Here is a 21,518-nt window from a genome sequence, read left to right as displayed (position 1 = left end):
CGGTGTCGCGGGCGTCAGTGCCACGGACGAGAGTCGGCCGGGCCCCGGCAACGATGACCAGGGACGCCGTGTTCCGGGCCCGGACCGCGACGGCCGCCGAAAAGGCTCGCGGTCGCCGGCCGGCGTGACGGAGCACTTCCGTACCGTCCACCCGAAGTGCCCGTACACGGACTCCGCGTACACGGCCGCGCACTCGTTCGCGCCCCCGCGCGACCCCCACCCTGGCCCGCATGAACCGAGCGACACCGCAGGCCGGACCGGCCCTCGCCGCCTTCACACAACTGCTGTCGTCCACGCGGCGCGGGGCCCGTCTGGCCCGGCTCCTGACCGTGACCGAGATGCTCTCCTGGGAGGTGCCGCAGGGCCTCGCCGAGCGCGCCGAACTCGTCGTCGCGGAGCTGGCCGCCAACGCCGTCCTCCACGGGCACGTGCCCGGCCGCTGCTTCCGCCTGTCGCTCACCTACGACCGGGCGGCCGGCCGCCTGCTCGTCGAGGTGACCGACGCACGCGGGGAGTGCAAGCCGCGCGTCTCCGCGCCGGACGCCGGACCGGATGACGGGCCGGACGCCGAGGCCGGGCCGCTCCGCACCGGCGGGCACGGCCTCACCCTCGTCACCGCCCTCGCCGACCACTGGGAGACCGTCCCCCACCCGCCCGGCGGCAAGACCGTCCGCGCGGTCCTCACCACCCCGGCCGCCGGGGGGTGAGGACCGGCGCGGCGGCGGGCGGAGGGCCGGGCAGGTCGGCCGTCCACAGGCGGAAACGGTGGGAAACGGCCGGCGCACTACACTGGCCGCCAGACCGGAACACAACCCAAGGAGACACAGGACCGTGACGGCCATCGTCGACGAGTTCAGGTGGCGCGGGCTGCTCGCCCAGTCCACCGACGAGGACGCATTGCGCAAGGCTCTGGCGAACGGCCCCGTCACGTTCTATTGCGGCTTCGACCCGACCGCGCCCAGCCTGCACGTCGGGCACCTGGTGCAGGTGCTCACCGTCCGGCGGCTCCAGCAGGCCGGGCACCGGCCGCTGGCGCTCGTGGGCGGTGCGACCGGCCACATCGGCGATCCCCGGCCGACCGCCGAGCGCACCCTGAACGACTCCGAGACCATCGCCGGGTGGGTGGCCCGGCTGCGCGCGCAGATCGAGCCGTACCTCTCCTTCGAGGGCGACAACGCGGCGGTCATGGTCAACAACATGGACTGGATCTCGGGCCTGTCCGTGATCGGGTTCCTGCGGGACGTCGGCAAGCACTTCCGGGTGAACAAGATGCTCACCAAGGAGTCGGTCGCCCAGCGCCTCGCCTCCGACCAGGGCATCTCCTACACGGAGTTCAGCTACCAGCTGCTGCAGGCCATGGACTTCCTGGAGCTGTACCGGCGGTACGGCTGCACCCTCCAGACCGGCGGCAGCGACCAGTGGGGCAACCTCACGGCCGGCCTGGACCTGATCCACCGCCTGGAGCCGCACGCCGAGGTGCACGCGCTGGCGACGCCGCTGATGACGAAGGCGGACGGCACCAAGTTCGGCAAGACGGAGACGGGCACGCTCTGGCTGGACCCGGAGATGACCACTCCGTACGCGTTCTACCAGTTCTGGCTGAACACCGACGACCGGGACATCTCGCGGTACATGCGCATCCTCTCCTTCCGCTCCCGCGAGGAGCTGGAGGAGCTGGAGCGGATGACCGAGGAGCGGCCGCAGGCCCGTGCCGCGCAGCGCGCCCTGGCCGAGGAGCTGACCACGCTGGTGCACGGCGCCGACCAGTGCGCGGCCGTGGTCGCCGCGTCGAAGGCGCTGTTCGGGCAGGGCGATCTCGCCGGGCTGGACGAGGCGACGCTGGCCGCCGCGGTCTCCGAGCTTCCGCACGCCAAGGTGGGCGAACTCGGCCAGATCACCGATCTGTTCGCGCAGGTCGGCCTGGTGGCGAGCAAGTCGGCCGCCCGCCGCACCGTGAAGGAGGGCGGCGCCTACGTGAACAACGTGAAGGTGACCGCCGAGGACGCCGTCGCCACGGCCGACCAGCTGCTGCACGGGCGCTGGCTGGTGCTGCGGCGCGGCAAGAAGAACCTGGCGGCCGTCGAGGTCGCCGGAGCCTGACACGGCACGCGAACGCGGCGGCCCGGGGCGATGCCCCGGGCCGCCGCGTTTCCGTGTCGGGCTCCGGCGGAGGCGGCGGTGAGGCACGCGGAGCGCCGGACACAGGGAGCCGACACACGTGTCGGCATCGTCGGGTACGATGCCGACACGGCCGTCGTCAAGATTCGGCAAAGCGGCGGATGCGCCCTGCTCGCGTCCTGCCGCCGCGCCCTCCCCTGCCCTCACCCACTCCCCCCTTCGCCCGGAGATCCCGTGTTCCTCGCCCTGCGCGACCTGCGCTTCGCCCGCGGTCGCTTCGCCCTGATGGGCGCGGTCGTCGCGCTCATCGCCGTACTCGGCGTCCTGCTGTCCGGACTGGCCTCCGGCCTCGCGGACGCCGGCATATCCGGCCTGCGCGCGCTGCCCATGACCCACATGGCCTTCGACGAGAAGGCCACCGGCGAGCAGTTCTCCCGCTCGACCGTGGAACGGGCCGACTGGCAGGCCTGGGCGAAGGCCCCGGGCGTGGAGCGGGCCGAACCCTTCGGGAACACACTGGTCAACGCCCAGGTGACCGAGGGCGCCGAGAAGGGCGAGCAGGTCAACCTCGCCGTCTTCGGCATGGAGCCGGACTCCTCCCTCGCCCCCGAGCCCATCGAGGGCGAGCGCATCAGCGAGGACGGCGCGGGCATCGTCATCACCCGGGAGATCGCCGACCTGGGCGTGGAGATCGGGGACGTCCTCACCGTCGACAAGAGCGAGGTCCCGCTGACCGTCGTCGGCCTGGTCGACGACACCGTCTCCTACGGCCACATCGGCGTCGCCTACGCCGACCTCGACACCTGGCGCCATGTGCACTACGGCCTGCCGGGCGAACTGCCCGAGGCCGCGCGCGGGCAGGCCACGGCCGTCGCCCTGACCCTTCAGGACGGCGCCGGCACCCCGGCCGTGGCGGCCGTGGAGAAGGCGACCGGCACCCGCGCCGACACCAAGGAGGCCACCTTCGGCGCCTCCCCGGGCTACACGGCCGAATCGAGCACCATGGCCCTGATCAAAGGCTTCCTGTACGCCATCTCCGCGCTCGTCGTCGGCGCGTTCTTCACCGTCTGGACCGTGCAGCGCAAGGCCGAGATCGCGCTGCTGAAGGCGCTCGGCGCGCCCACCGGGTACATCCTGCGCGACGCGCTCGCCCAGGTCGTCGCCGTACTCGTCGGCGCGACGGCCCTCGGCACCGCCGTCGGCCTGGCGCTGGGGAGCGCGATGATCGGCAAGGCGCCGTTCTCCCTGTCCGCCCCGGCCATCGCCACCTCCTCCGGCCTGCTCATCGGGCTGGGGACCGTGGGCGCCGCCGTCGCCGTCCGCCGCATCACCGCCGTCGACCCCCTGACCGCCCTGGGAGCCACCCGATGACCACGCCCTCCACCGCCGCCGGCCACCGGGCCGCACCGGACGCCGCAGACGCCGCGGACGCACCGGAGACCGCCGACTCCGGCGGGCTGCGACTGCTCGATGTCACCCTCACCCTGGGCGACGGCGACACCGCCGTGACCGCCCTGGACCACGTCGAACTGGCCGTCGCCCCCGGCGAGTTCACCGCCGTCGTCGGCCCCTCGGGCTCGGGCAAGTCCAGCCTCCTGGCCGTGGCCGGCGGCCTCCAGCGGCCCACCTCGGGCACCGTCCGCGTCGCCGGCACCGAGCTGACCGCCCTGTCGGACAAGGAGCGCACCGCGGCCCGCCGGCGCCACATCGGCTTCGTCTTCCAGCAGTCCAACCTGCTGGCCTCGCTGACCGTCCGGGAACAGCTCCTGCTGCCCGCGCACATCGACGGCCGGCTCGACGCCGCCGCCCGGGCCCGGGCCGACGAGCTCATCGAAGCGGTCGGGCTCGCGCACCGCGCCGGCTCCCGGCCGCACCAGCTCTCCGGCGGCGAACGCCAGCGCGCGGGCCTGGCCCGCGCGCTGATGACCTCCCCCGCCGTCCTGCTGGTGGACGAGCCCACCTCCGCGCTGGACCGGGTGCGTTCGGCCGAGGCGGTACGGCTGCTCGCCGAGCAGACCCACGAGCGCGGCACGGCCACGGTCATGGTCACCCACGACACGGCGATAATGGACGCTGCCGACCGGGTGTACGAGATGGTCGACGGCCGCCTGTCCTGACCGGGGCCGTGGACCGGTGCGCACTCCCGGCCCCGTCCGCCACCCCGGAGTCCGCACCGCATGCCGAAGATCAACGCCTCCACCGTCGCCGAACACCGTGCCCACCAGCGCGAGGCGCTGGTGGGAGCGGCGATCGACATCCTGGTGAGCGAGGGCGCCTCCGCCGTCACCCCGGCGGCGGTCGGCGCCCGGGCGGGCCTGGCCCGCTCCAGCGTCTACCAGTACTTCGACTCCTCGGCGGCCCTGCTGGCGACCGTCACCGAGGAGGCCTTCCGGCGGTCGAACGAGGCGCTGGCCGGCGCCATGGCCGCGGCGAGCGGCCCGGTGGAACGCGTCGAGGCGTTCTTCCGGGAGAGCCTGCGCCTGGGCGCCGAGGGCGCGCACCGGCCGGCCGCCGCCCTGATGAGCGCCGGCCTGCCCCCCGCCTGCCAGGAGCGGCTGATGGAACTCCACCTGGAGCAGGTCGCCCCCTTCCGCGCCGCCGTCCGGGAGATCGGCGCCCCCGACCCCGAACTGACCGCCGACCTGATCGCCGGGATGCTGCACACGGCCCTGGCCGCCGTGGAGCGCGGCGCGGCGCTGGACTCCGTGACCGACCGCACCCTGGCCCTGGTACGCCGCTGCCTCTCCCCGGCCCTGCCCCCGGCCGACGGCGCGGAACGCGGCCGGCGCGAGGACGACCGGGCCTGAGCGGCCCGGCCGGACCACCGGCCCCGGGCAGGGGCGGGCGGCGCCGATCGCCGGGCATCCACCCACAACACCGCCTTACCTATTGACAATGTCAACAGGTAAGGTGTGGGGCGTTAACGCAGGTGCCGCTCTACCCGGAGGGTCCTCCCATGCCGCAGCCCGAACGCCTCCCCGGCGCACCCGAGTTCCGCATCAGGCTCCCCAGGGGCGGCGGCGAGGCGCGAGGCTGCCTGCTCACCGAGTTCGGCAACAACGGCACGAACAGGTTCCTCCTGTTCAAGGAGTCGGCGGTGGCCGCCGGGGCGTCCCCCGGGCTCGGCGACCACGCACGCCGTCTGCGCGCCGAACTGCGCGCGAGCGGCGGGCTCGTCGACGCGCCCGCCGATCCCGGCCGGCCGCAGGCGCCGCCGCGCTGGGTGACGGCCCGGGACATCGAGTGCAACTCCTCCTCGGCCGCCGCAGCCCTGGTCTACGGCTACGACGCCTCCGGCCCGGAGTCCTGGCGCACCGACGAGGGCCATCCGCTGGCCGACTACCTGTCCACCGCCTGGCGCGCCCCGCGCAAGGCGTGGCTGGTGCGCGGCGCCAACGTCTCGGGACACAACCTGGCGCGGAAGCTGTGGCCGGCGGAGGGGATCGTCTCGCTCTCCGGCGCGCACCTGCCGCCGCTGGAGGAGAGCGACCCGACCAAGAGCGCGCTGCGCCGCTTCGTCGAGGAGGGGTACGAGGGGGCGGCCTCGTACCACCAGAAGCAGGGCCTGGTCGACGAGTTGCACGCCTTCCTGACGCAGATGCGCGTCGGCGACACGGTCGCCACCTTCGACGACGACCGGCTGTACACCGGGCGGATCACCGGGGAGGCCGTGCAGACCGCATCACCGGGCGGGCTGTCCAACCTGCGCCGCACCGTCGACTGGCGGCCCGGCGGCCACCCGTACGAGGAGCTGCCGGGGGAGGTGCAGCAGAAGCTGTCGGTGCAGCACGACGTGGTCGACCTGACCGGTGTCCTGGAGGCGCTGGACGGACTGGACGGACGGGAAGGGCTGGAAGGGCTGGACGCACCAGGCGCGTCCGCCGGGCAGGTGGAGGGCGCGGAGCCGTCGGCGGCCGGGGGCAGCGGCGAGCGGCCGGCGCAGCGGGAGCTGACACTGCCGCAGGTCACCGGGGAGCTGGCCGCGGACCTCCTCGTCCACGACCGGTCCTGGCTGGAGGAGGTGCGCGAACTGCTGCTGGACGAGAAGCAGTTGGTCTTCTACGGACCGCCGGGCACGGGCAAGACGTATCTGGCGATGAGGCTGGCCGAGCACTTCGGCGGCGGGCCGGAGCAGGTCAAGATCGTGCAGTTCCACCCCTCCTACGCCTACGAGGACTTCTTCGAGGGCTTCCGGCCCGCGGCGGACCCGGAGACGCGGGAGGTGGCCTTCCGTCTGACGGCGGGCCCGCTGCGGGAGCTGGCCGACCTCGCCTCCCGCGAGGGGAACCGGCACGTGCCGCACTTCCTGATCATCGACGAGATCAACCGCGCCAACCTCGCGAAGGTCTTCGGCGAGCTGTACTTCCTCCTGGAGTACCGGGACCGGTCCGTGCGGCTGACCTACTCCGGCGACGACTTCGCGCTGCCGCCCAACCTCTTCGTGATCGGCACGATGAACACCGCCGACCGCTCCATCGCGCTGGTGGACGCGGCCATGCGGCGCCGCTTCGCGTTCGTGGAGCTGTCCCCGCGCACCGAGCCGACCGCCGGTCTGCTCGCACGCTGGCTGGAGCGCGAGGGCCGGGACGCGGAGCCCGCCCGCCTGCTGGACGCCCTCAACTCCCTGATCGACGACCCCGACTTCGCCATCGGGCCCTCGTACCTGATGAGGCCGGGGGTGTACCGCGACGGTGGACTGGAGCGGACCTGGCGCACCAAGATCCTGCCGCTGCTGGAGGAGCACCACTACGGCGAGGGGCTCGACGTCGCCGCCCGCTACGGCCTCGACGCGCTGCGCGGGCAACGCCCGTGACCGCGGACGCGGCCGGGCCCGTGAGCGCGGACGTGCCCGTGCGCGAGGCGGCGCCCGTGCGCGAGGCGGCGCGCGAGGTGGTGCTGCGCGAGTACGGGCCCGCCGTCTCCGTCCCCCTGGACGCCGCGGCGGGGCGGGCGCTCATCTCCTCCGGCGTCCTGCACAGCGCCGCCCCCGATCCCGGCCGGGCCGGGCACTGGCTGCTGCGGGCGGGCAGCCGGGTCGGCGCCGTGCGCGTACCCGGCGGCGGCCCGGTTCTGCGGATCGCGCCCAAGACGCCGGTGCGCCGGCTGTTCTTCCTGCTCGGCTTCAGCCTCGACCCGGAGCGCGCCTGGCGCGACGGCCGGGAGGGCACCGTCGACACCGGCGCGTACGACGACGTCGTCCCCGCGCTCGCGCACGCCGTGGAGCGGCGGGTGGACGCGGCGCTGCGGCGCGGGGTCCTCCAGGGCTACCGGGAGGTGGAGGAGTCCGCGCTGGTGGTACGCGGGCGGATACGCGAGGCCGAGCAGATCCGGCGGCACTTCGGCCGCACCCCGCCCGTGGAGATCGCCTACGACGCGTACACCGAGGACATCGCCGAGAACCGCCTCCTGCGCGCCGCCGCCGAGCGGCTGCTGCGGCTGCCGGGGGTGCCCGGGGCCGTCCGGCGGCGCCTGGCCCACCAGCGTCTGCGCCTGGCGGGCGCCGCGCCGCTGATACGGGGGCAGGAGCCGCCGCGCTGGCGGCCCTCGCGCCTGAACTCCCGCTACCGGCCCGCGCTGCGGCTGGCCGAGGCCGTACTGCGCGGCTCCTCGCCCGAGCACCGGCCCGCCGGGGCCGAACCGCTCGCCGTGGACGGCTTCCTGCTCGACATGAACAAGCTGTTCGAGGACTTCGTGACCGTCGCCCTGCGCGAGGCCCTCAGGGAGCACGGCCTGACCGCGCGCCTCCAGGACCCCCACCACCTCGACACCGCCGGCCTGGTGCGGATGCGCCCCGACCTCGTCGTGCGCGGCGGCGACGGCCGCACCCCGCTCGCCGTCGCCGACGCCAAGTACAAGGTCGCCGGGGAGGACGGCGGGCCGCCCGCCGCCGACCTGTACCAGGCGCTGGCGTACGCCACCGTGCTCGGCCTGCGCGAGGCGCACCTGGTGTACGCGGGCGGGGCGCTGCCCGCGTACTTCCACGAGGTGCGCGGGACGGCGGCCGGGCCGGACGGGCGGGGGGTGCGGCTGTACCGGCACGGCCTGGACCTCTCGCGCGAGCCGGAGGAGCTGCTGTCGGCCCTGCGGGAGGTCGCCGGACGGCTGGCCGGCGCCGCCCCGCGCCCCTGACCGGGCCCGCCCCTCAGGTGTGGGCGGCGATGAGCGTCTCCAGGCGGGCGCCGGGGAACTCGCGGGCGAAGGAGTCGGCCTGCCAGCGGCTGGGGAAGAGCGCGAGGTGGGTGGTGTCGCGGCTGCGGACCAGGCCCTCCCCGGTCACCAGCCGGGTGCGGTTGAGGGCGTCCGCGCCGGCGGCGTCGGTGGCCCGGGCGACGTGGTAGGGCAGCGGCTCCAGTCGCACGGGGGCGGAGAACTCGTGCTCCATGCGGTGGGCGACCACGTCGAACTGCATGGGCCCGACCGCGGCCAGCACCGGCGCCTGCTCGCCGCGCAGATCGGAGACGAGGACCTGGACCACGCCCTCCTCGTCCAGCTGCGCGATGCCGCGGCGGAACTGCTTGGAGCGGCCGATGTCGGCGGGGCGGGCGACGGCGAAGTGCTCGGGGGCGAAGGTGGGCATGGGCGGGAAGGCGGCGGGCTTTCCGCTGTAGAGGGTGTCGCCCACCCGCAGGGCCGTGGCGTTGACCAGGCCGACCACGTCGCCGGGGTAGGCGACGTCGACCGAGGAGCGGTCCTGGCCGAAGACGCTGTGGGCGTACTTGGTGGCGAACGGCTTGCCCGATGCGGCCCGGATGACGGTCGTACCGCGTTCGAAGACCCCGGAGCACACCCGCATGAAGGCGATGCGGTCGCGGTGGGCGCGGTCCATGTTGGCCTGCACCTTGAACACCAGGCCGGCGAACGGGGCGTCGACGGGCCGGCTGCCGCCTCCGGCCAGCTCGCGCGCCCCGGGCGGCGGGGCGAGGTCGACCACGGCGTCCAGCAGCAGCCGTACCCCGATGTTGGAGACGGCCGCGCCGAAGAACACCGGCGTGGACTTGCCCGCCAGGAACGAGCCCTGGTCGTGCTCGGCGCCGTCGGCGCGCAGCAGCTCCAGTTCCTCGATCGCCCTGGCCCAGTCGGCGCCCTCCTCGGCGGCCGCCCGGTCGGCCGGGACGCTCTCCTCGGCCGCCGCCCGGGCACCGCCGGGGGCGCGGGTGTAGCGCAGCATCCGCTCCGGTTCGCGCACGTCGATCAGCCCGCGCAGATGGCCGGCGTCGCCGACCGGCCAGGTGACGGGGGTGGGCCTGAGGCGGAACTCGGACTCGATCTCGTCCAGCAGCTCCAGGGCGTCGCGGCCGGGCCGGTCCCACTTGTTGACGAACGTGATGACGGGGATGCCGCGGTGGCGGCAGACGTCGAACAGCTTGCGGGTCTGCTCCTCCAGGCCCTTGGCCGCGTCGATGAGCATCACCGCGCAGTCCACGGCGGCCAGTACCCGGTAGGTGTCCTCGGAGAAGTCCGCGTGGCCGGGGGTGTCCAGCAGGTTCAGCACCGCGTCGCGGTGGGCGAACTGCAGCACCGCGGAGGTCACCGAGATGCCGCGGGCCTTCTCCATCTCCATCCAGTCCGAGGCCACTCCGCGCCGGCCGGCCTTGCCGTGCACCGCGCCGGCCGAGGTGATCGCGTGGGCGTGCAGGGCCAGCGCCTCGGTCAGCGTCGACTTGCCCGCGTCCGGGTGGCTGATCACCGCGAACGTCCGCCGCCGGGCCGCCTCGGCGGCGGCCTGCCGGTCCGCGGCGCTCACCGCGCTCACCGCGCCTGCTCCCGGCGCGGTGCCCCGCACCGCGCGTCCGCCTCGTCCCTGTACCTGCGCAACCGTTCCACCAGTTCCTTTGCGTGCGGTTCCTCGTATACGTCGTATACGTCGTGTGCCTCTTCGCCGGCCCCGGGCGGCGGCCCGCAGGCCCCGCCGCACGCAAACCTACCTTGACGTAAGGGTAGGTTTCCAAGGGCGGGGCGGATCCCGGCCTCCGCCCGCCGCTACGTCCCCGCCCCCTTCCCGGCCACGTAGACGGTGTTGGCCGACTCCTCCCCCGGCCGGTAGGGGTTGTCGAAGCGGACGACGTGGGCCTCGGCGGTGGCGAAGACCCGCGCCAGCACGGCGGTGAAGTCCTCGTCCGGCGGGTCGTCGGACCACAGGGCGAAGACGCCGCCGGGGTGGAGGTGCTCCGACAGTGCGCGCAGCCCGGCCTCCTCGTAGAACGGGGCGTGGCCGGGGTGCAGCACATGGCGCGGCGAGTGGTCGACGTCCAGCAGGATCGCGTGCAGGCGGCCGCCGGGCCGCCGCGGGTCCAGCCCCTCGGTGCCCGCGGCCCGCTCGAAGAAGTCGCCCCGGACGAGCCGGCAGCGCCCGTCCGACACCAGCGTCCCGCCCAGCGGCACCAGCTTCTCCTCGTGCCAGCGGATGACGTCGGGGAGGGCGTCGACGACGACCAGCGAGCGCACCCGCGGGTCCTCCAGCACGGCCCGTGCGGTGTAGCCGAGGCCGAGCCCGCCCACGGCCACGTCCAGCTCGGCCACGGCCGGCCCGGCCGCGTCCGGCCCGGCCGCGTCCTTCGGGAGCGCGGCCAGGCCGAGGCGGGCCAGTTCGGTCTCGCCGGCCGTGAAGAGGCTGGACATGAGGAACTCGTCACCGAGCTTGACCTCGTACACCTCCCGGCCGGTCACCGGGTCCCGGCGGCGGCGCAGGCTGATGTCGCCCATGGGGGTGGGGCGCCAGTCGATCTCCTCGAAGCGCTTGCTCATACGGTCGCCCTCCGGTCCGGTCAGGCGTCGATGACGACGGGGATGACCAGGGGCTTGCGGCGGTAGGTGCGGAAGGCCCAGGAGGCCACGGAGCGGGCGATGAGCTGCTCCAGCTGCTGCGCGTCCCCCACCCCCTCCTCGGCCGCCGAGGCCAGGGTCTTCTCGATCACCGGAACGGCCGAGGCGAACGTGTCCTCGTCGTGGACGAAGCCGCGGGCCAGGAAGTCCGGGGGCTCGGCCAGCGCCCCGGTGTCGGCGTCGACGATGGCGACGACCGTCACCACGCCCTCGGAGGCGAGGGTGAGCCGGTCCTTCAGGGACGCCTCGGTGGCGCCGCCGACCTCCATGCCGTCGACGTAGACGTTGCCCGCGGGCACCTTGCCGGCGATGGAGGCGCGCCCGTCGACGAGGTCGACGACGACGCCGTCCTCGGCGACGACGACCCGGTCGGGGTCGACGCCGGTGCGGATGGCGAGATCGGCGTTGGCCCTGAGGTGCTTGAACTCGCCGTGCACCGGCATGACGTTGCGGGGCTTGACGATGTTGTAGCAGTAGACGAGTTCGCCGGCGCTGGCATGGCCGGAGACGTGCACCTTGGCGTTGCCCTTGTGGACGACGTTGGCGCCCCAGCGGGTCAGCCCGTTGATCACCCGGTAGATGGCGGTCTCGTTGCCGGGGATGAGGGAGGAGGCCATCAGCACGGTGTCGCCCTTGCCGATGCGGATCATGTGGTCGCGGTTGGCCATGCGCGACAGCGCGGCCATCGGCTCGCCCTGCGAACCGGTGCACACCAGCGTGACCTTGTGGTCGGGCAGCTTCTCCAGTTCCTTCATGCCGACCACCAGGCCGGAGGGGACCTTCAGATAGCCCAGCTCGCGGGCGATGCCCATGTTGCGGACCATCGACCGTCCCACGAAGGCGACCTTGCGGCCGTAGGCGTGGGCGGCGTCCAGCACCTGCTGGATGCGGTGCACATGGCTGGCGAAGCTGGAGACGATGACCCGCCGGGGCGCGGTGCGCATCACCTGCTCGATCGCGGGGTTCAGATCGGCCTCGGCGGTGGTGAAACCGGGGACCTCGGCGTTGGTGGAGTCGGTGAGGAAGAGGTCAACACCCTCCTCACCGAGCCGGGCGAAGGCGCGCAGGTCGGTGATGCGGCCGTCCAGCGGGAACTGGTCCATCTTGAAGTCGCCGGTGTGCAGCACCAGGCCCGCGCCGGTGCGGATGGCGACGGCCAGACTGTCGGGGATGGAGTGGTTGACCGCGACGAACTCGCAGTCGAAGGGACCGAAGCCCCGCCGGTCGCCCTCGCGCACCCGCGCCGTGCGCGGCTTGATGCCGTGCTCCTTGAGCTTGGCCTCCAGGAAGGCCAGCGTCAGTTTGGAGCCGACGACGGGGATGTCCGCCCGCTCGCGCAGCAGGTAAGGCACGCCGCCGATGTGGTCCTCGTGGCCGTGGGTGAGCACCACGGCCACCACGTCGTCCAGGCGGTCCCGGATGGAGGTGAAGTCCGGCAGGATCACGTCCACGCCGGGCTGGTGCTCCTCGGGGAAGAGCACGCCGCAGTCGACGATCAGCAGCTTGCCGCCGTACTCGAAGACGGTCATGTTGCGGCCGATCTCCCCCAGGCCGCCCAGGGCTACGACCCTCAGCCCTCCCTCGGGCAGCTTGGGGGCGGGCTTCAGCTCAGGGTGTGGATGACTCATACCCTGACGCTATCCGAGGGCGGCCGGGCTGTCCCATCGCCCCTCCCACCAGCCGCTTCGCGTCGCACGGTGGAGGCCGGCGGCGGGAACGGGTGCGACGGGACGACGGCGGGCGGGACGCTCAGCCCTGCGGGCCGAGTCTGCGGCGGAGGGTGGCGGCGAAGTCCTCGGCGGCCATGAGCTGGGCGCGCAGCGTCTCGCAGCGGGCGTCGGCCACCTTGCGGTAGGTGTCCAGGCGCTCCCGCAGCCGCTTCCGCTCCGCCTCCTCCAGCGGCTCGTCGGCCGAGAGCCGGTCGGTGACGGACAGCAGGTCCCGCATCTCCTCCAGGGAGAAGTCCAGCGGCTTCATCCGGCGGATGACCATCAGGCGGTCGACGTCGGCGGCGGTGTAGAGCCTGAAGCCCCCCTTGGTGCGGGCGGAGGGGATGACGAGGCCGACCTCCTCGTAGTGCCGGATGGTGCGCAGCGACAGTCCCGTCCGGTCGGCCACCTCACCGATCTGCATCCGCTGCTCGTCCGCCACTGCCGATTCCCCTCTGATGCCCGAACATTTTTCGGATTCGTAAATCCCAACCCTATCGCGTGATATGAATCACAGGATCCCGCACGGTGTTCACCTGCGATTTACAGGACCTCGACCGCAATCATCCCTCACGTCAGGGTAGAGTTTGTTTTCGGGCGGAACACCGCCCTCCCCAATCCCGTCGGGCAATGATGCCCGACCGGCGGCTCCCCCACGTCCGCCGATCCCCGGTTGCGCCCCCGTCACCGAAGACGGCCGCGGCCGACCGGCCCCTTCCGCTCCCACCCGGAGTCGCGCACGCCGCGCGCGCACGCCTGACGCCTGCGCGCCCGATACGGAAACGGATGCATGTCCGCTGACACCTCCGCAGCCTGGCGGCTGCGCCCCTCCCGCCCCGACTGGCTCGCCTCGCCCAAGGTCTTCCGCACCGAGGTGCTGGCCGGCCTGGTCGTCGCCCTGGCCCTGATCCCCGAGGCGATCTCCTTCTCGATCATCGCCGGGGTGGACCCGGCCGTCGGCCTGTTCGCCTCCTTCACCATGGCCGTGGTGATCTCGGTCGTGGGCGGCCGCAAGGCGATGATCTCGGCCGCCACCGGCGCCATCGCCCTGGTCATCGCCCCGCTCAACCACGAGTACGGCCTGGGCCACCTGGTCGCCGCCGTCATCCTGGGCGGTCTGATGCAGATCGCGCTCGGCGCCCTCGGGGTGGCCAAGCTGATGCGGTTCGTGCCGCGCAGTGTGATGGTCGGCTTCGTCAACGCGCTCGCCATCCTGATCTTCATGGCGCAGGTGCCGGAGATCACCGACGTGCCCTGGGCGGTCTACCCGCTGGTGATCGGCGGCCTGGCGCTGATGGTGCTCTTTCCGAAGGTCACCACGGTCGTGCCCGCCCCGCTGGTGTCCATCGTCATCCTGACCGTCATCACCGTCGCCGCGGGCATCGCGGTGCCCACCGTCGGCGACAAGGGCGAGCTGCCCTCCGCCCTGCCCGTCCCCGGCCTGCCCGACGTCCCCTTCACCATCGACACCCTGGCCACCATCGCCCCCTACGCGTTCGCCCTCGCCCTGGTGGGGCTGATGGAGTCGCTGATGACGGCCAAGCTGGTCGACGACATCACCGACACCCACTCGGGCAAGACCCGCGAGTCCATCGGCCAGGGCGTCGCCAATGTCGTCACCGGCCTCTTCGGCGGCATGGGCGGCTGCGCGATGATCGGCCAGACCATGATCAACGTGAAGACCTCCGGCGCCCGCACCCGGCTGTCGACCTTCCTCGCCGGCGTCTTCCTGCTGATCCTGGTGGTCACCTTCGGACCCGTGGTCTCCACCATCCCGATGGCCGCCCTGGTCGCGGTGATGATCCTGGTCTCCTTCGCCACCTTCGACTGGCACTCCATCCAGCCCAGGACCCTCAAGCGGATGCCCGTCGGCGAGACCGCCGTGATGGCCGTCACCGTCGCCGTGGTCGTGGCCACCCACAACCTCGCCATCGGCGTCATCGTCGGCGTCATCACCGCCACGGTGGTCTTCGCCCGCCGCGTCGCCCACCTCGCCGAGGTCTCCGGCGTCGTCGACCCCGACGGCAGGCAGGCCGTCTACGCCGTCACCGGCGAGCTGTTCTTCGCCTCCTCCAACGACCTGGTCTACCAGTTCGACTACGCCGGCGACCCCGACGACGTCGTCATCGACCTGTCCGACGCCCACATCTGGGACGCCTCCTCGGTGGCCGCCCTGGACGCGATCGAGACCAAGTACGCCGCCCGCGGCAAGAAGGTCACCATCGTCGGCCTCAACAAGGCCAGCGCCGAGATGCACGGCAGGCTCGCCGGCCGGCTCGCCGACAGCCACTGACCGGCGGGGGACGCTTCCTCCGCCCCGAGACCCGCCGGCCGCCCGGGCCCCGCGCCAACCCGGGCGGCCGACGGCCCTCAGCCGCGGCCGGTGGTGACCCGTACCACCGTGAGGTCGAACGCGAAGGCGGTGGAGCAGGACAGCGGCACCGTCCGTCCGAGCACCTCCACGGTGACCGACGCGGTCAGCGGTGTGTTGGTGCCCCTGGTGATCACGTAGTGGCCGGGCGGGTCCTCGACGACCTCGCGCACACGGGTGGGCTCCCCCGCGGTCGTGTAGGTGCCGGTGACGGTGGCGCCTCCGGCCGGTTCCCCGGTCTCGTCCAGCCTCCTGACCGGGATGTCGGCGGTGATCGCGCCGCCGGAGAACAGCGTGGTGTCCCCCGGGCCGTAGCCGCCGCCGTACTCCCCCTCCGGCGTCTCCACGACCACGCCGGTGTGCGTGCCGTACGCGGAGTTCTGGTACAGGTCCACCGCGACGAAGACGTCCCCGGAGCGCCCGGAGCAGTTCACCGCGTAGCCCTTCTCGACCGTCCGGGCCGCTCCGGGGCCGCCCTCCGGGGACGGGGTGGCGGCCTGCGCCGCCGCGGGGACGGCGGCCAGCGTGCCGGCGGCGGTCAGAACGGCCAGCGCCGCTCGTGTCATGGTCCTCAACTCGCTTCTCCCCTCGGGCTCTGCACGAGCCCGCTTCCGACACCGTCTCGTCGGTGTCCGTGCAGGGGAGACATCCGGGGCATGCGTTTGGTTGCGGCGCGCCCCCGGGAAAGCCCCCGGCCCCCGGCGGGGGGGGGAAGCGCCGGGGGCCGGGGCTGCGGGCGGTTGCCGGGGGTCGCGGACGGTTGCCGGAGTCGTCAGCCGAGCTTCTCCGTCTGGGCCTCGATGACGGCGGTCGGGAGGTCGAAGTCCTCACCGCTGCCGGCGGCGGCGATGTTGAAGGAGGAGAAGACAGCCAGCGTGGCGCCCTGGCGCACCACGGCCAGCTTGAGCGGAACCTTCTCGCCCTCCTGCTCGGTGGTCACCGTCCAGGCGGCGGCCTCCTCGCCGCCGGTGACCTTCTCCTCCTCGATGCCGGTCACCTTCTGCCCGTCGCCCTTGACGCCCCCGGTGAAGCCGCCGGAGCAGGACTCGGCGGCGGTGCGCAGACCGGCCAGGGCCTTCTGTGCTCCCCCGTCCTCGTAGGAGGTGAGGGTGAGCATCGTCGTGGTCGCGTCGAGGGCGCCCATGATCGCGTCCTCGAAGTTCTCCAGGTCCTCCTCGGTGAGCTCCTCGGAGCCGCCCGTGCCGCCGTCGGCCGGCTTCTCGGGCTCCTGGGTGACCATGCGCTGGGCGGTGGCCGCCGGGTCGCCCAGCGGCACGCCGAGCTGGGCGTGGGCCAGCGGCGTGCACTCGTCCTTGTCGGAGGAGACCTCCTCGGCGGAGACGCTGTCCCCGGCGCCCAGCTCCTCGACCTTGTGGCCCTCCACGTCGCCGTCGGCGAGGACGATCTTCTCCAGCTCGTCGGAGGTCTTCACCCCTGCGGCCGGACCGGCGGAGGAGGACTTGTCGGCCTTGCCGGCCTTGGTCTTCTCCTCGTCGCTCCCGCCGGAGTCCGAGCCGCCGCAGGCGGTGGCCAGCAGGGCCAGGCAGGCCGCGGAGGCGGCGAGGGCGGTACGGCGTACGGCGGTGGATCGCATCGTGTGCTCTTTCTGCTCCGTTGACGGCCCCAACGCCGTCACCCGGAGGGCGTGTTCGGCACCGGCCCGCCACAGGTCCCTGTGACGGGGCAACTCTAGGAGTCCACGCCGCGGCCCGGACGGGGAACCTCGGACCGGCGTTCGATCGTGACGGTGATGTGATCATCCCGGCTCCGGCACGTGAAACCCGCGCCCCCACCGCCTTCACCGCCGTCCCGTCCCGCTCCGCCCCCGGCGCGGCGGGGCGGAGCGGGACGGGACGGCGGACGCGGGGCTCAGCCGGTCAGCGGCGCTTGCCGAAGTTCTGGACCCACCAGGGGCCCCCGGCCTTCTCGCTCACCCCGATGCCGATGTCCCGGTAGGCGCAGTTGAGGATGTTCCTGCGGTGGCCGGGGCTGTTCATCCAGCCGTTCATCACCTGCTCGGGGGTCTTCTGGCCCCTGGCGATGTTCTCCGCCAGCGCGGACCAGGAGTATCCGGCGGCCTCGACCCGCGAGGCCATGGTGGAACCGTCGGGGCCGACGTGGGACAGCACGCCGCGCTCCGCCATGGTTCCGGCATGGGCCTGGGCGGCGCGGGCCAGCCTCTCGTCCACCGTCAGCGGCCGGCAGCCGGCCTTGGCCCGCTCGGCGTTGACCAGCTGGAGCACCCGTCGCGCGGCCGCGTCGTCCGCCTCCGGCTCCGGCTCCGGCTCGGCCGGACGGGAGGCGGTCGGCTCGGGCGCGGGGGTCTGCTCCGGCGCGGTCGGCCGCGGGGTGCCGGGCCCGCCGTCCGCCGGGGGCTTGGAGCCGAGGTCGACGGTCAGGCCGAACTTGTCCAGGACCTCGGTGACGGGCTGGAAGAAGGTGGTGCCGCCCCTGCCGCAGTCGCCGTTGCCGCCCGAGGTGAGTCCGACGGCGACGCTGCCGGCGAAGAGCGCTCCGCCGCTGTCGCCGGGCTGGGCGCACACATTGGTGCGGATCAGGCCGTGGACCCTGCCCTGCGGGTAGTTGACCGTGGCGTTCAGCCCGGTGACGGTGCCGCCGTGCAGGCCCGTGGTGCTGCCGCTGCGCTGGACGCGCTGGCCGACGAACGCCTCGCCGGCGCCGGTGATCTCCTGGGTGCCGCCGTTGTAGAGGTTCACGGCGGCGGGGCGCGGCACGTCGGGGTTGTCGTAGCGGATCAGCGCGTAGTCGTCGCCGGGGAAGCTGCTCTCCACGGCCCTGCCCACCCGCTGCCGCGAGGAGTCCCCGCTGCTCCAGGTGGCGCCCTTCTCCGTGCAGTGGCCCGCGGTGACGACGAAGTACTCGTCCCCCTTGCGGGCGTTGAAGCCGGCCGAGCAGCGGGAGCCCCCGGAGGTGATGGCGTCCCCGCCGGCGACGAAGGGCTCGAAGACGCCCTCGATCCGCTCTATTCGGGCCCTGCCACCCAGCTTCGCGACCTTCTGGCGCAGTTCGCGCCACTTCTTCCCGGTCACGGTCGAGTCCACCGTGACCAGCACCTTGTTGGTGCGGGGGTCCACGGCCCAGGAGGTGCCCGGGGTGCGGGTGCTGCGGTCCAGCGACGACTTGGCCCCGGCGAGCTCCTCGGTGGTGCGCTCCACCTCCTTCGCCACGGCTCCGGCCTTGCGGACCGCCGTCAGGTCGCCGCCGTCGACGACGTTGACGACCAGTTTCCTCTCGGCGGGGTCGTAGTAGGACCCGGCCGCCTCCTCGCCGAGCCTCGACTCCAGCCGGTGGGCCAGGGTGCTCGCCTGGGCCGCGCTCAGGAGCGAGGGCGCGGGGATGGCGTCCGCCTCGGGCTGCAGCACGACGATCGTGGTGGCCGCCACGGACGCGGCGGCGGCGCCGATGGCCGCCTTCAGCACCATCGGCCGTCTGCGCGCCCGCCGTCCTCGCCGCTGCTTCACCTTCACAGATCCGCTCCGTTCACTCGTGGGGGGATCGCCCTGGGGCGACGTCCGAGGGGACGCTATCGCCGCAGATCAGCGAGGTGAGCGGGTTTCAAAGTGCCCTCAGGGACGGCTAAGGAACAGCTAAGGCGGGCCGCCGGCTCTCCGCTCACCCGCCTCCCCCGCCCCCCTCCGAGGACGGGGGCGGCCGATACGGGAGAGCCGGGGAAGGCGGAGCCAGGCCCGGCGCCGCCGCCCGTGGGAGGCGCGCTCGCCGCCCGGGGAGCGCTCGGGCGCCAGTTCCAGCTCCATCAGCACCCGCGCCCCGCCCAGCGGCGCGCGGCCGACCTCCAGCCGGCCGCGGCCGGTGTCGGCGGCGCGGTGGGCTATGTCCAGGCCCAGGCCGGTGGAGCCGCCGACGCTCGCGCCCCGGGCGAGCGCCCGCTCGGGGTCGGGGATGCCGGGGCCGGCGTCGTCCACGGTCACCACCACCGCGTGCGCCGTGCGGTGCACGCCCACCGCCAGGGCCGTGCCCTCCGGGGTGTGCCGGAAGACGTTGCCGACCAGGGCGTCGACGGCCGCGGCCAGATCCTCCTCCGGCAGCGTCACGGGGGTGGGCTCGTCCGTCACCGTCACCGCGCAGTCCCGGCCCTGCTGGGCGGCCAGGACCGACCAGAAGTCGGTCCGCGCCGACACCACGCGCGCCGCCTCGCACGAGCCCCCCGGCCCCTGCGAGGCCGGGGCGAACGAGGCCGCCGACAAAGGCGTGCGGGCTGCCTTGATGATGGAGTCGAGCTCCTCCTCCAGATGGGTGACGGCAGTCTCCAGCCGGTCGGCGTCCTCCCGCCGCAGGCCGGAGGCGATGCGCTCGGACTCCAGATGCAGCGCCGTCAGCGGAGTCCTGAGGCGGTGCGAGAGGTCGGCCACCAGCTCTCGCTCCATCGCCAGCAGTTCGACGACACGGTCGGCCATGGTGTTGAACGCGGCGCCGGCCTCCTGTAGTTCGGGAGGCCCCTTCGGCTCCAGTCTCCTGTCCAGATCCCCCTCGCCCAGGGCGTTGGCGGCGCGCGAGAGGTCCCGCGAGGCGCGCACCACCCGTGCCGCCAGCCGGTCGGCGACCAGCACCGACCCCGCCACCAGAGCCAGCGCCAGCGCCGACATCACCATCCAGGAGGTGCCCACGCCGCGCTCGAACTCGGCGCGCGGCACGAAGGACTCGACCACCGCCACCCGGTCCCTGGCCAGCACCACCGGCTGCAGATGGACCCAGCCCTCCTCGGTGTCCTGGGCGAAGGTCCGCTGCTGCCGGGCCGCCCGCCGCCATGCGTCGGCGGGCGCGTAGGCGGTGCCCACCAGGCGTCCGCCGGGCAGGTGGACGCCCAGCCGGCCGGTGTCGTCGACCTCGGCCACGGCCTGCTGGACCTCGTCCGGGCGGGTGGTCAGGGCCAGTACGGGGGCCAGCGCCGCCGCCCGCTGCTCGGCCACCGTGATCGCCCGGGACCTCACCTCGGACTTGACCAGCAGGGCCAGGGGGATCAGGAAGGACAGCGCGACCATGGAGGTGACGGCCAGTGCGACGCCGGCCAGCGTCCGTCTCATCGCGGCGTCACCAGCTTGATGCCCACGCCCCGCACGGTGTGCAGATAGCGCGGCCGGCTCGCCCGCTCGCCGAGTTTGCGGCGCAGGGAGGACACGTGCACGTCCAGGGTCTGCTCCTCGACGTAGGACTGGCGCCACACGTCCGCCAGGACGCGGCGGCGCGGCACCACCCGGTCCGCGCGCTCGGCGAGATAGGTCAGCAGGTCGAACTCCCGGCGGGTCAGGCGCAGTTCGCTCCCGTCCAGGGAGACCGACCGCGCCTGCCGGTCGATGGCCAGGCCGCCCACGCGTATCGCGCCGTCCCGGGGCTCCGCCTCCAGGGCGCCCGGCCGCTCCGCCGCGACGGCGGAGCGGCGCAGCACCGCCCCGAGCCGGGCCGCCAACTGCCCGCCGGAGAAGGGCTTGACCAGATAGTCGTCGGCCCCGGCGTTGAGCAGCCGGATGATCTCGGCCTCGTCGTCGCGCGCGGTGGCCACCAGCACCGGCACCTGCGAGATGCTGCGCAGCATGCGCAGGACGTCGACGCCGTCGAGGTCGGGCAGCCCCAGGTCGAGCACCACCGCGTCCGGCGGCTGCCGCGTCACCTCCCGCAGGGCCTCGAAGCCGTAGGGGGAGCTGCGCACCACGTGGTCGTGCCGGGACAGGACGTCGATGAGCCTGGCCCGTATCACGGGGTCGTCCTCGACCAGAAGTACCGATGCCATGGCCAGGGACGGTAACGGGTGCCGTCGCCGTGTCCGCAACCAGCGTCCCGTCAAGGGGGCTTCGCGGGCCTTCGCGGGCCCTGGCGGTGGCCGCCGCGGGCGGTCGGGCAGTATGGGGCGGTGCCCCGCTACCTGCGCTACGTACTGCTGTGGCTGTCGTGCACGTCCCTCAGCGTGACGACGGTGAGCCTCACCGTCCAGTTCGTGGTCGGGACGACCCGGCCCACCCCGCCCGTCGCCCGCGACACCCCGGGGACGGTCGTCTCCTCCGCGACGGCGAGCGCCGAGCCGAGCCGGTCCCCCACTCCCACGCCCACCCCCTCACCCACCCGGCGCGCCTCCTCCCCCACCCCCGCGCCGAAGCCGACGCCCTCCCCCACCACCCGTCCCGCCACCCGCCCCACGCCGTCCCCCACCGCGAACACCGAAGGCGGCGAGGAGGGCTGCCGTACGGCCGGCGCCGAGGTGCGCACCTTCCAGACCACGGGAGGACGGGCGTCCATCCGGTTCGGCAGCAGCGGCGCCTGCCTGGTCTCGGCGCTGCCGGCCGGCGGCTTCACCGCGGCCACCCGGCGCGGCGGGCCCAGGGAGCTGACCGTGGTCTTCACCGGCGACTCCTTCCGCTCGCAGATCGAGGTCACCTCGCCCACGCCCTCCAGCTACAACGTGGCGGTCAGGGAGTCGACCCTCTGAGGGCGGCCGGGGTGTTCCTTCGGTGCCCGCCGAAACG

General features: G+C 73.6%; 18 protein-coding genes. 9 read left to right on the top strand and 9 right to left on the bottom strand.

Annotated features, from left to right (window positions below):
- Nucleotides 1-230: 230 nt before the first annotated feature.
- The 7 genes from BM237_RS15795 (at nt 231) to BM237_RS15765 (ending at nt 8,247) form a co-directional block, all read left to right on the top strand.
- Entirely contained in the window at nt 231-707 is a 477-nt protein-coding gene (locus tag BM237_RS15795; RefSeq protein WP_093850302.1) for an ATP-binding protein, read from the top strand.
- 124 nt (nt 708-831) lie between these two features.
- Nucleotides 832-2,100, top strand: coding sequence for a tyrosine--tRNA ligase (tyrS, locus tag BM237_RS15790; protein WP_093850301.1), 1,269 nt, complete (start codon nt 832-834; stop codon nt 2,098-2,100).
- A gap of 252 nt (nt 2,101-2,352) precedes the next feature.
- Entirely contained in the window at nt 2,353-3,489 is a 1,137-nt protein-coding gene (locus BM237_RS15785; RefSeq protein WP_093850300.1) for an ABC transporter permease, read from the top strand.
- Nucleotides 3,486-4,235 carry an ABC transporter ATP-binding protein gene (locus tag BM237_RS15780; RefSeq protein WP_093850299.1) on the top strand — a complete coding sequence of 250 codons (750 nt, stop codon included), beginning with the start codon at nt 3,486-3,488 and terminating at the stop codon, nt 4,233-4,235. Before BM237_RS15785 ends, BM237_RS15780 begins: the two co-directional genes overlap by 4 nt.
- Before the next feature lie 60 nt (nt 4,236-4,295).
- On the top strand, nt 4,296-4,925 hold the full coding sequence (locus tag BM237_RS15775) for a TetR/AcrR family transcriptional regulator (protein ID WP_093850298.1): 630 nt from the start codon (nt 4,296-4,298) through the stop codon (nt 4,923-4,925).
- Between the two features lie 149 nt (nt 4,926-5,074).
- Nucleotides 5,075-6,931, top strand: coding sequence for a DUF4357 domain-containing protein (locus BM237_RS15770; protein WP_093850297.1), 1,857 nt, complete (start codon nt 5,075-5,077; stop codon nt 6,929-6,931).
- Nucleotides 6,932-6,951: 20 nt separating this feature from the next.
- Nucleotides 6,952-8,247 (top strand): McrC family protein, encoded by a 1,296-nt coding sequence (locus BM237_RS15765; protein WP_245793653.1) that lies wholly within the window; start codon nt 6,952-6,954, stop codon nt 8,245-8,247.
- 13 nt (nt 8,248-8,260) lie between these two features.
- Here the strand turns inward: BM237_RS15765 and BM237_RS15760 are convergent, their stop codons facing one another.
- From BM237_RS15760 to BM237_RS15745, 4 genes are all read right to left on the bottom strand, one after another.
- A complete protein-coding gene (locus BM237_RS15760; RefSeq protein ID WP_245793652.1) occupies nt 8,261-9,871 on the bottom strand; it encodes a peptide chain release factor 3 in 1,611 nt (536 codons plus the stop codon).
- 227 nt (nt 9,872-10,098) lie between these two features.
- Entirely contained in the window at nt 10,099-10,863 is a 765-nt protein-coding gene (locus tag BM237_RS15755) for a spermidine synthase family protein (protein ID WP_093850296.1), read from the bottom strand.
- A 20-nt stretch (nt 10,864-10,883) separates the two neighbouring features.
- Nucleotides 10,884-12,569, bottom strand: coding sequence for a ribonuclease J (locus BM237_RS15750; protein WP_093850295.1), 1,686 nt, complete (start codon nt 12,567-12,569; stop codon nt 10,884-10,886).
- A gap of 121 nt (nt 12,570-12,690) precedes the next feature.
- Nucleotides 12,691-13,074, bottom strand: a complete 384-nt coding sequence (locus BM237_RS15745) for a MerR family transcriptional regulator (protein WP_093850437.1) — start codon at nt 13,072-13,074, stop codon at nt 12,691-12,693.
- Between the two features lie 366 nt (nt 13,075-13,440).
- On the opposite strand from BM237_RS15745, the gene BM237_RS15740 reads away from it, so the two are divergent.
- Nucleotides 13,441-14,943 (top strand): SulP family inorganic anion transporter, encoded by a 1,503-nt coding sequence (locus BM237_RS15740; RefSeq protein ID WP_093850294.1) that lies wholly within the window; start codon nt 13,441-13,443, stop codon nt 14,941-14,943.
- A gap of 77 nt (nt 14,944-15,020) precedes the next feature.
- Here BM237_RS15740 and BM237_RS15735 read toward each other — a convergent pair whose 3' ends face one another.
- The 5 genes from BM237_RS15735 to BM237_RS15715 all read right to left on the bottom strand — a co-directional run bounded on the left by BM237_RS15735 (nt 15,021) and on the right by BM237_RS15715 (nt 20,788).
- Entirely contained in the window at nt 15,021-15,587 is a 567-nt protein-coding gene (locus BM237_RS15735) for a hypothetical protein (protein WP_093850293.1), read from the bottom strand.
- Nucleotides 15,588-15,793: 206 nt separating this feature from the next.
- Nucleotides 15,794-16,615 (bottom strand): hypothetical protein, encoded by an 822-nt coding sequence (locus tag BM237_RS15730; RefSeq protein ID WP_093850292.1) that lies wholly within the window; start codon nt 16,613-16,615, stop codon nt 15,794-15,796.
- 283 nt (nt 16,616-16,898) lie between these two features.
- A complete protein-coding gene (locus tag BM237_RS15725; RefSeq protein WP_139238119.1) occupies nt 16,899-18,509 on the bottom strand; it encodes a CAP domain-containing protein in 1,611 nt (536 codons plus the stop codon).
- Between the two features lie 120 nt (nt 18,510-18,629).
- Nucleotides 18,630-20,084 (bottom strand): sensor histidine kinase, encoded by a 1,455-nt coding sequence (locus tag BM237_RS15720; RefSeq protein WP_093850290.1) that lies wholly within the window; start codon nt 20,082-20,084, stop codon nt 18,630-18,632.
- Nucleotides 20,081-20,788 carry a response regulator transcription factor gene (locus tag BM237_RS15715; protein WP_093850289.1) on the bottom strand — a complete coding sequence of 236 codons (708 nt, stop codon included), beginning with the start codon at nt 20,786-20,788 and terminating at the stop codon, nt 20,081-20,083. The genes BM237_RS15720 and BM237_RS15715 overlap by 4 nt, the downstream gene beginning before the upstream one ends.
- 120 nt (nt 20,789-20,908) lie before the next feature.
- Here BM237_RS15715 and BM237_RS28985 point away from each other — a divergent pair, with 120 nt between their 5' ends.
- Nucleotides 20,909-21,481 carry a hypothetical protein gene (locus tag BM237_RS28985; protein WP_139238118.1) on the top strand — a complete coding sequence of 191 codons (573 nt, stop codon included), beginning with the start codon at nt 20,909-20,911 and terminating at the stop codon, nt 21,479-21,481.
- The last annotated feature ends 37 nt before the right edge of the window (nt 21,482-21,518 follow it).

The sequence above is a fragment of the Streptomyces mangrovi genome (genome assembly GCF_900114215.1).
In the GTDB taxonomy this organism is placed as follows: Bacteria; Actinomycetota; Actinomycetes; order Streptomycetales; family Streptomycetaceae; genus Streptomyces; species Streptomyces barkulensis.
This window is presented reverse-complemented; position numbering and strand designations above follow the sequence as displayed.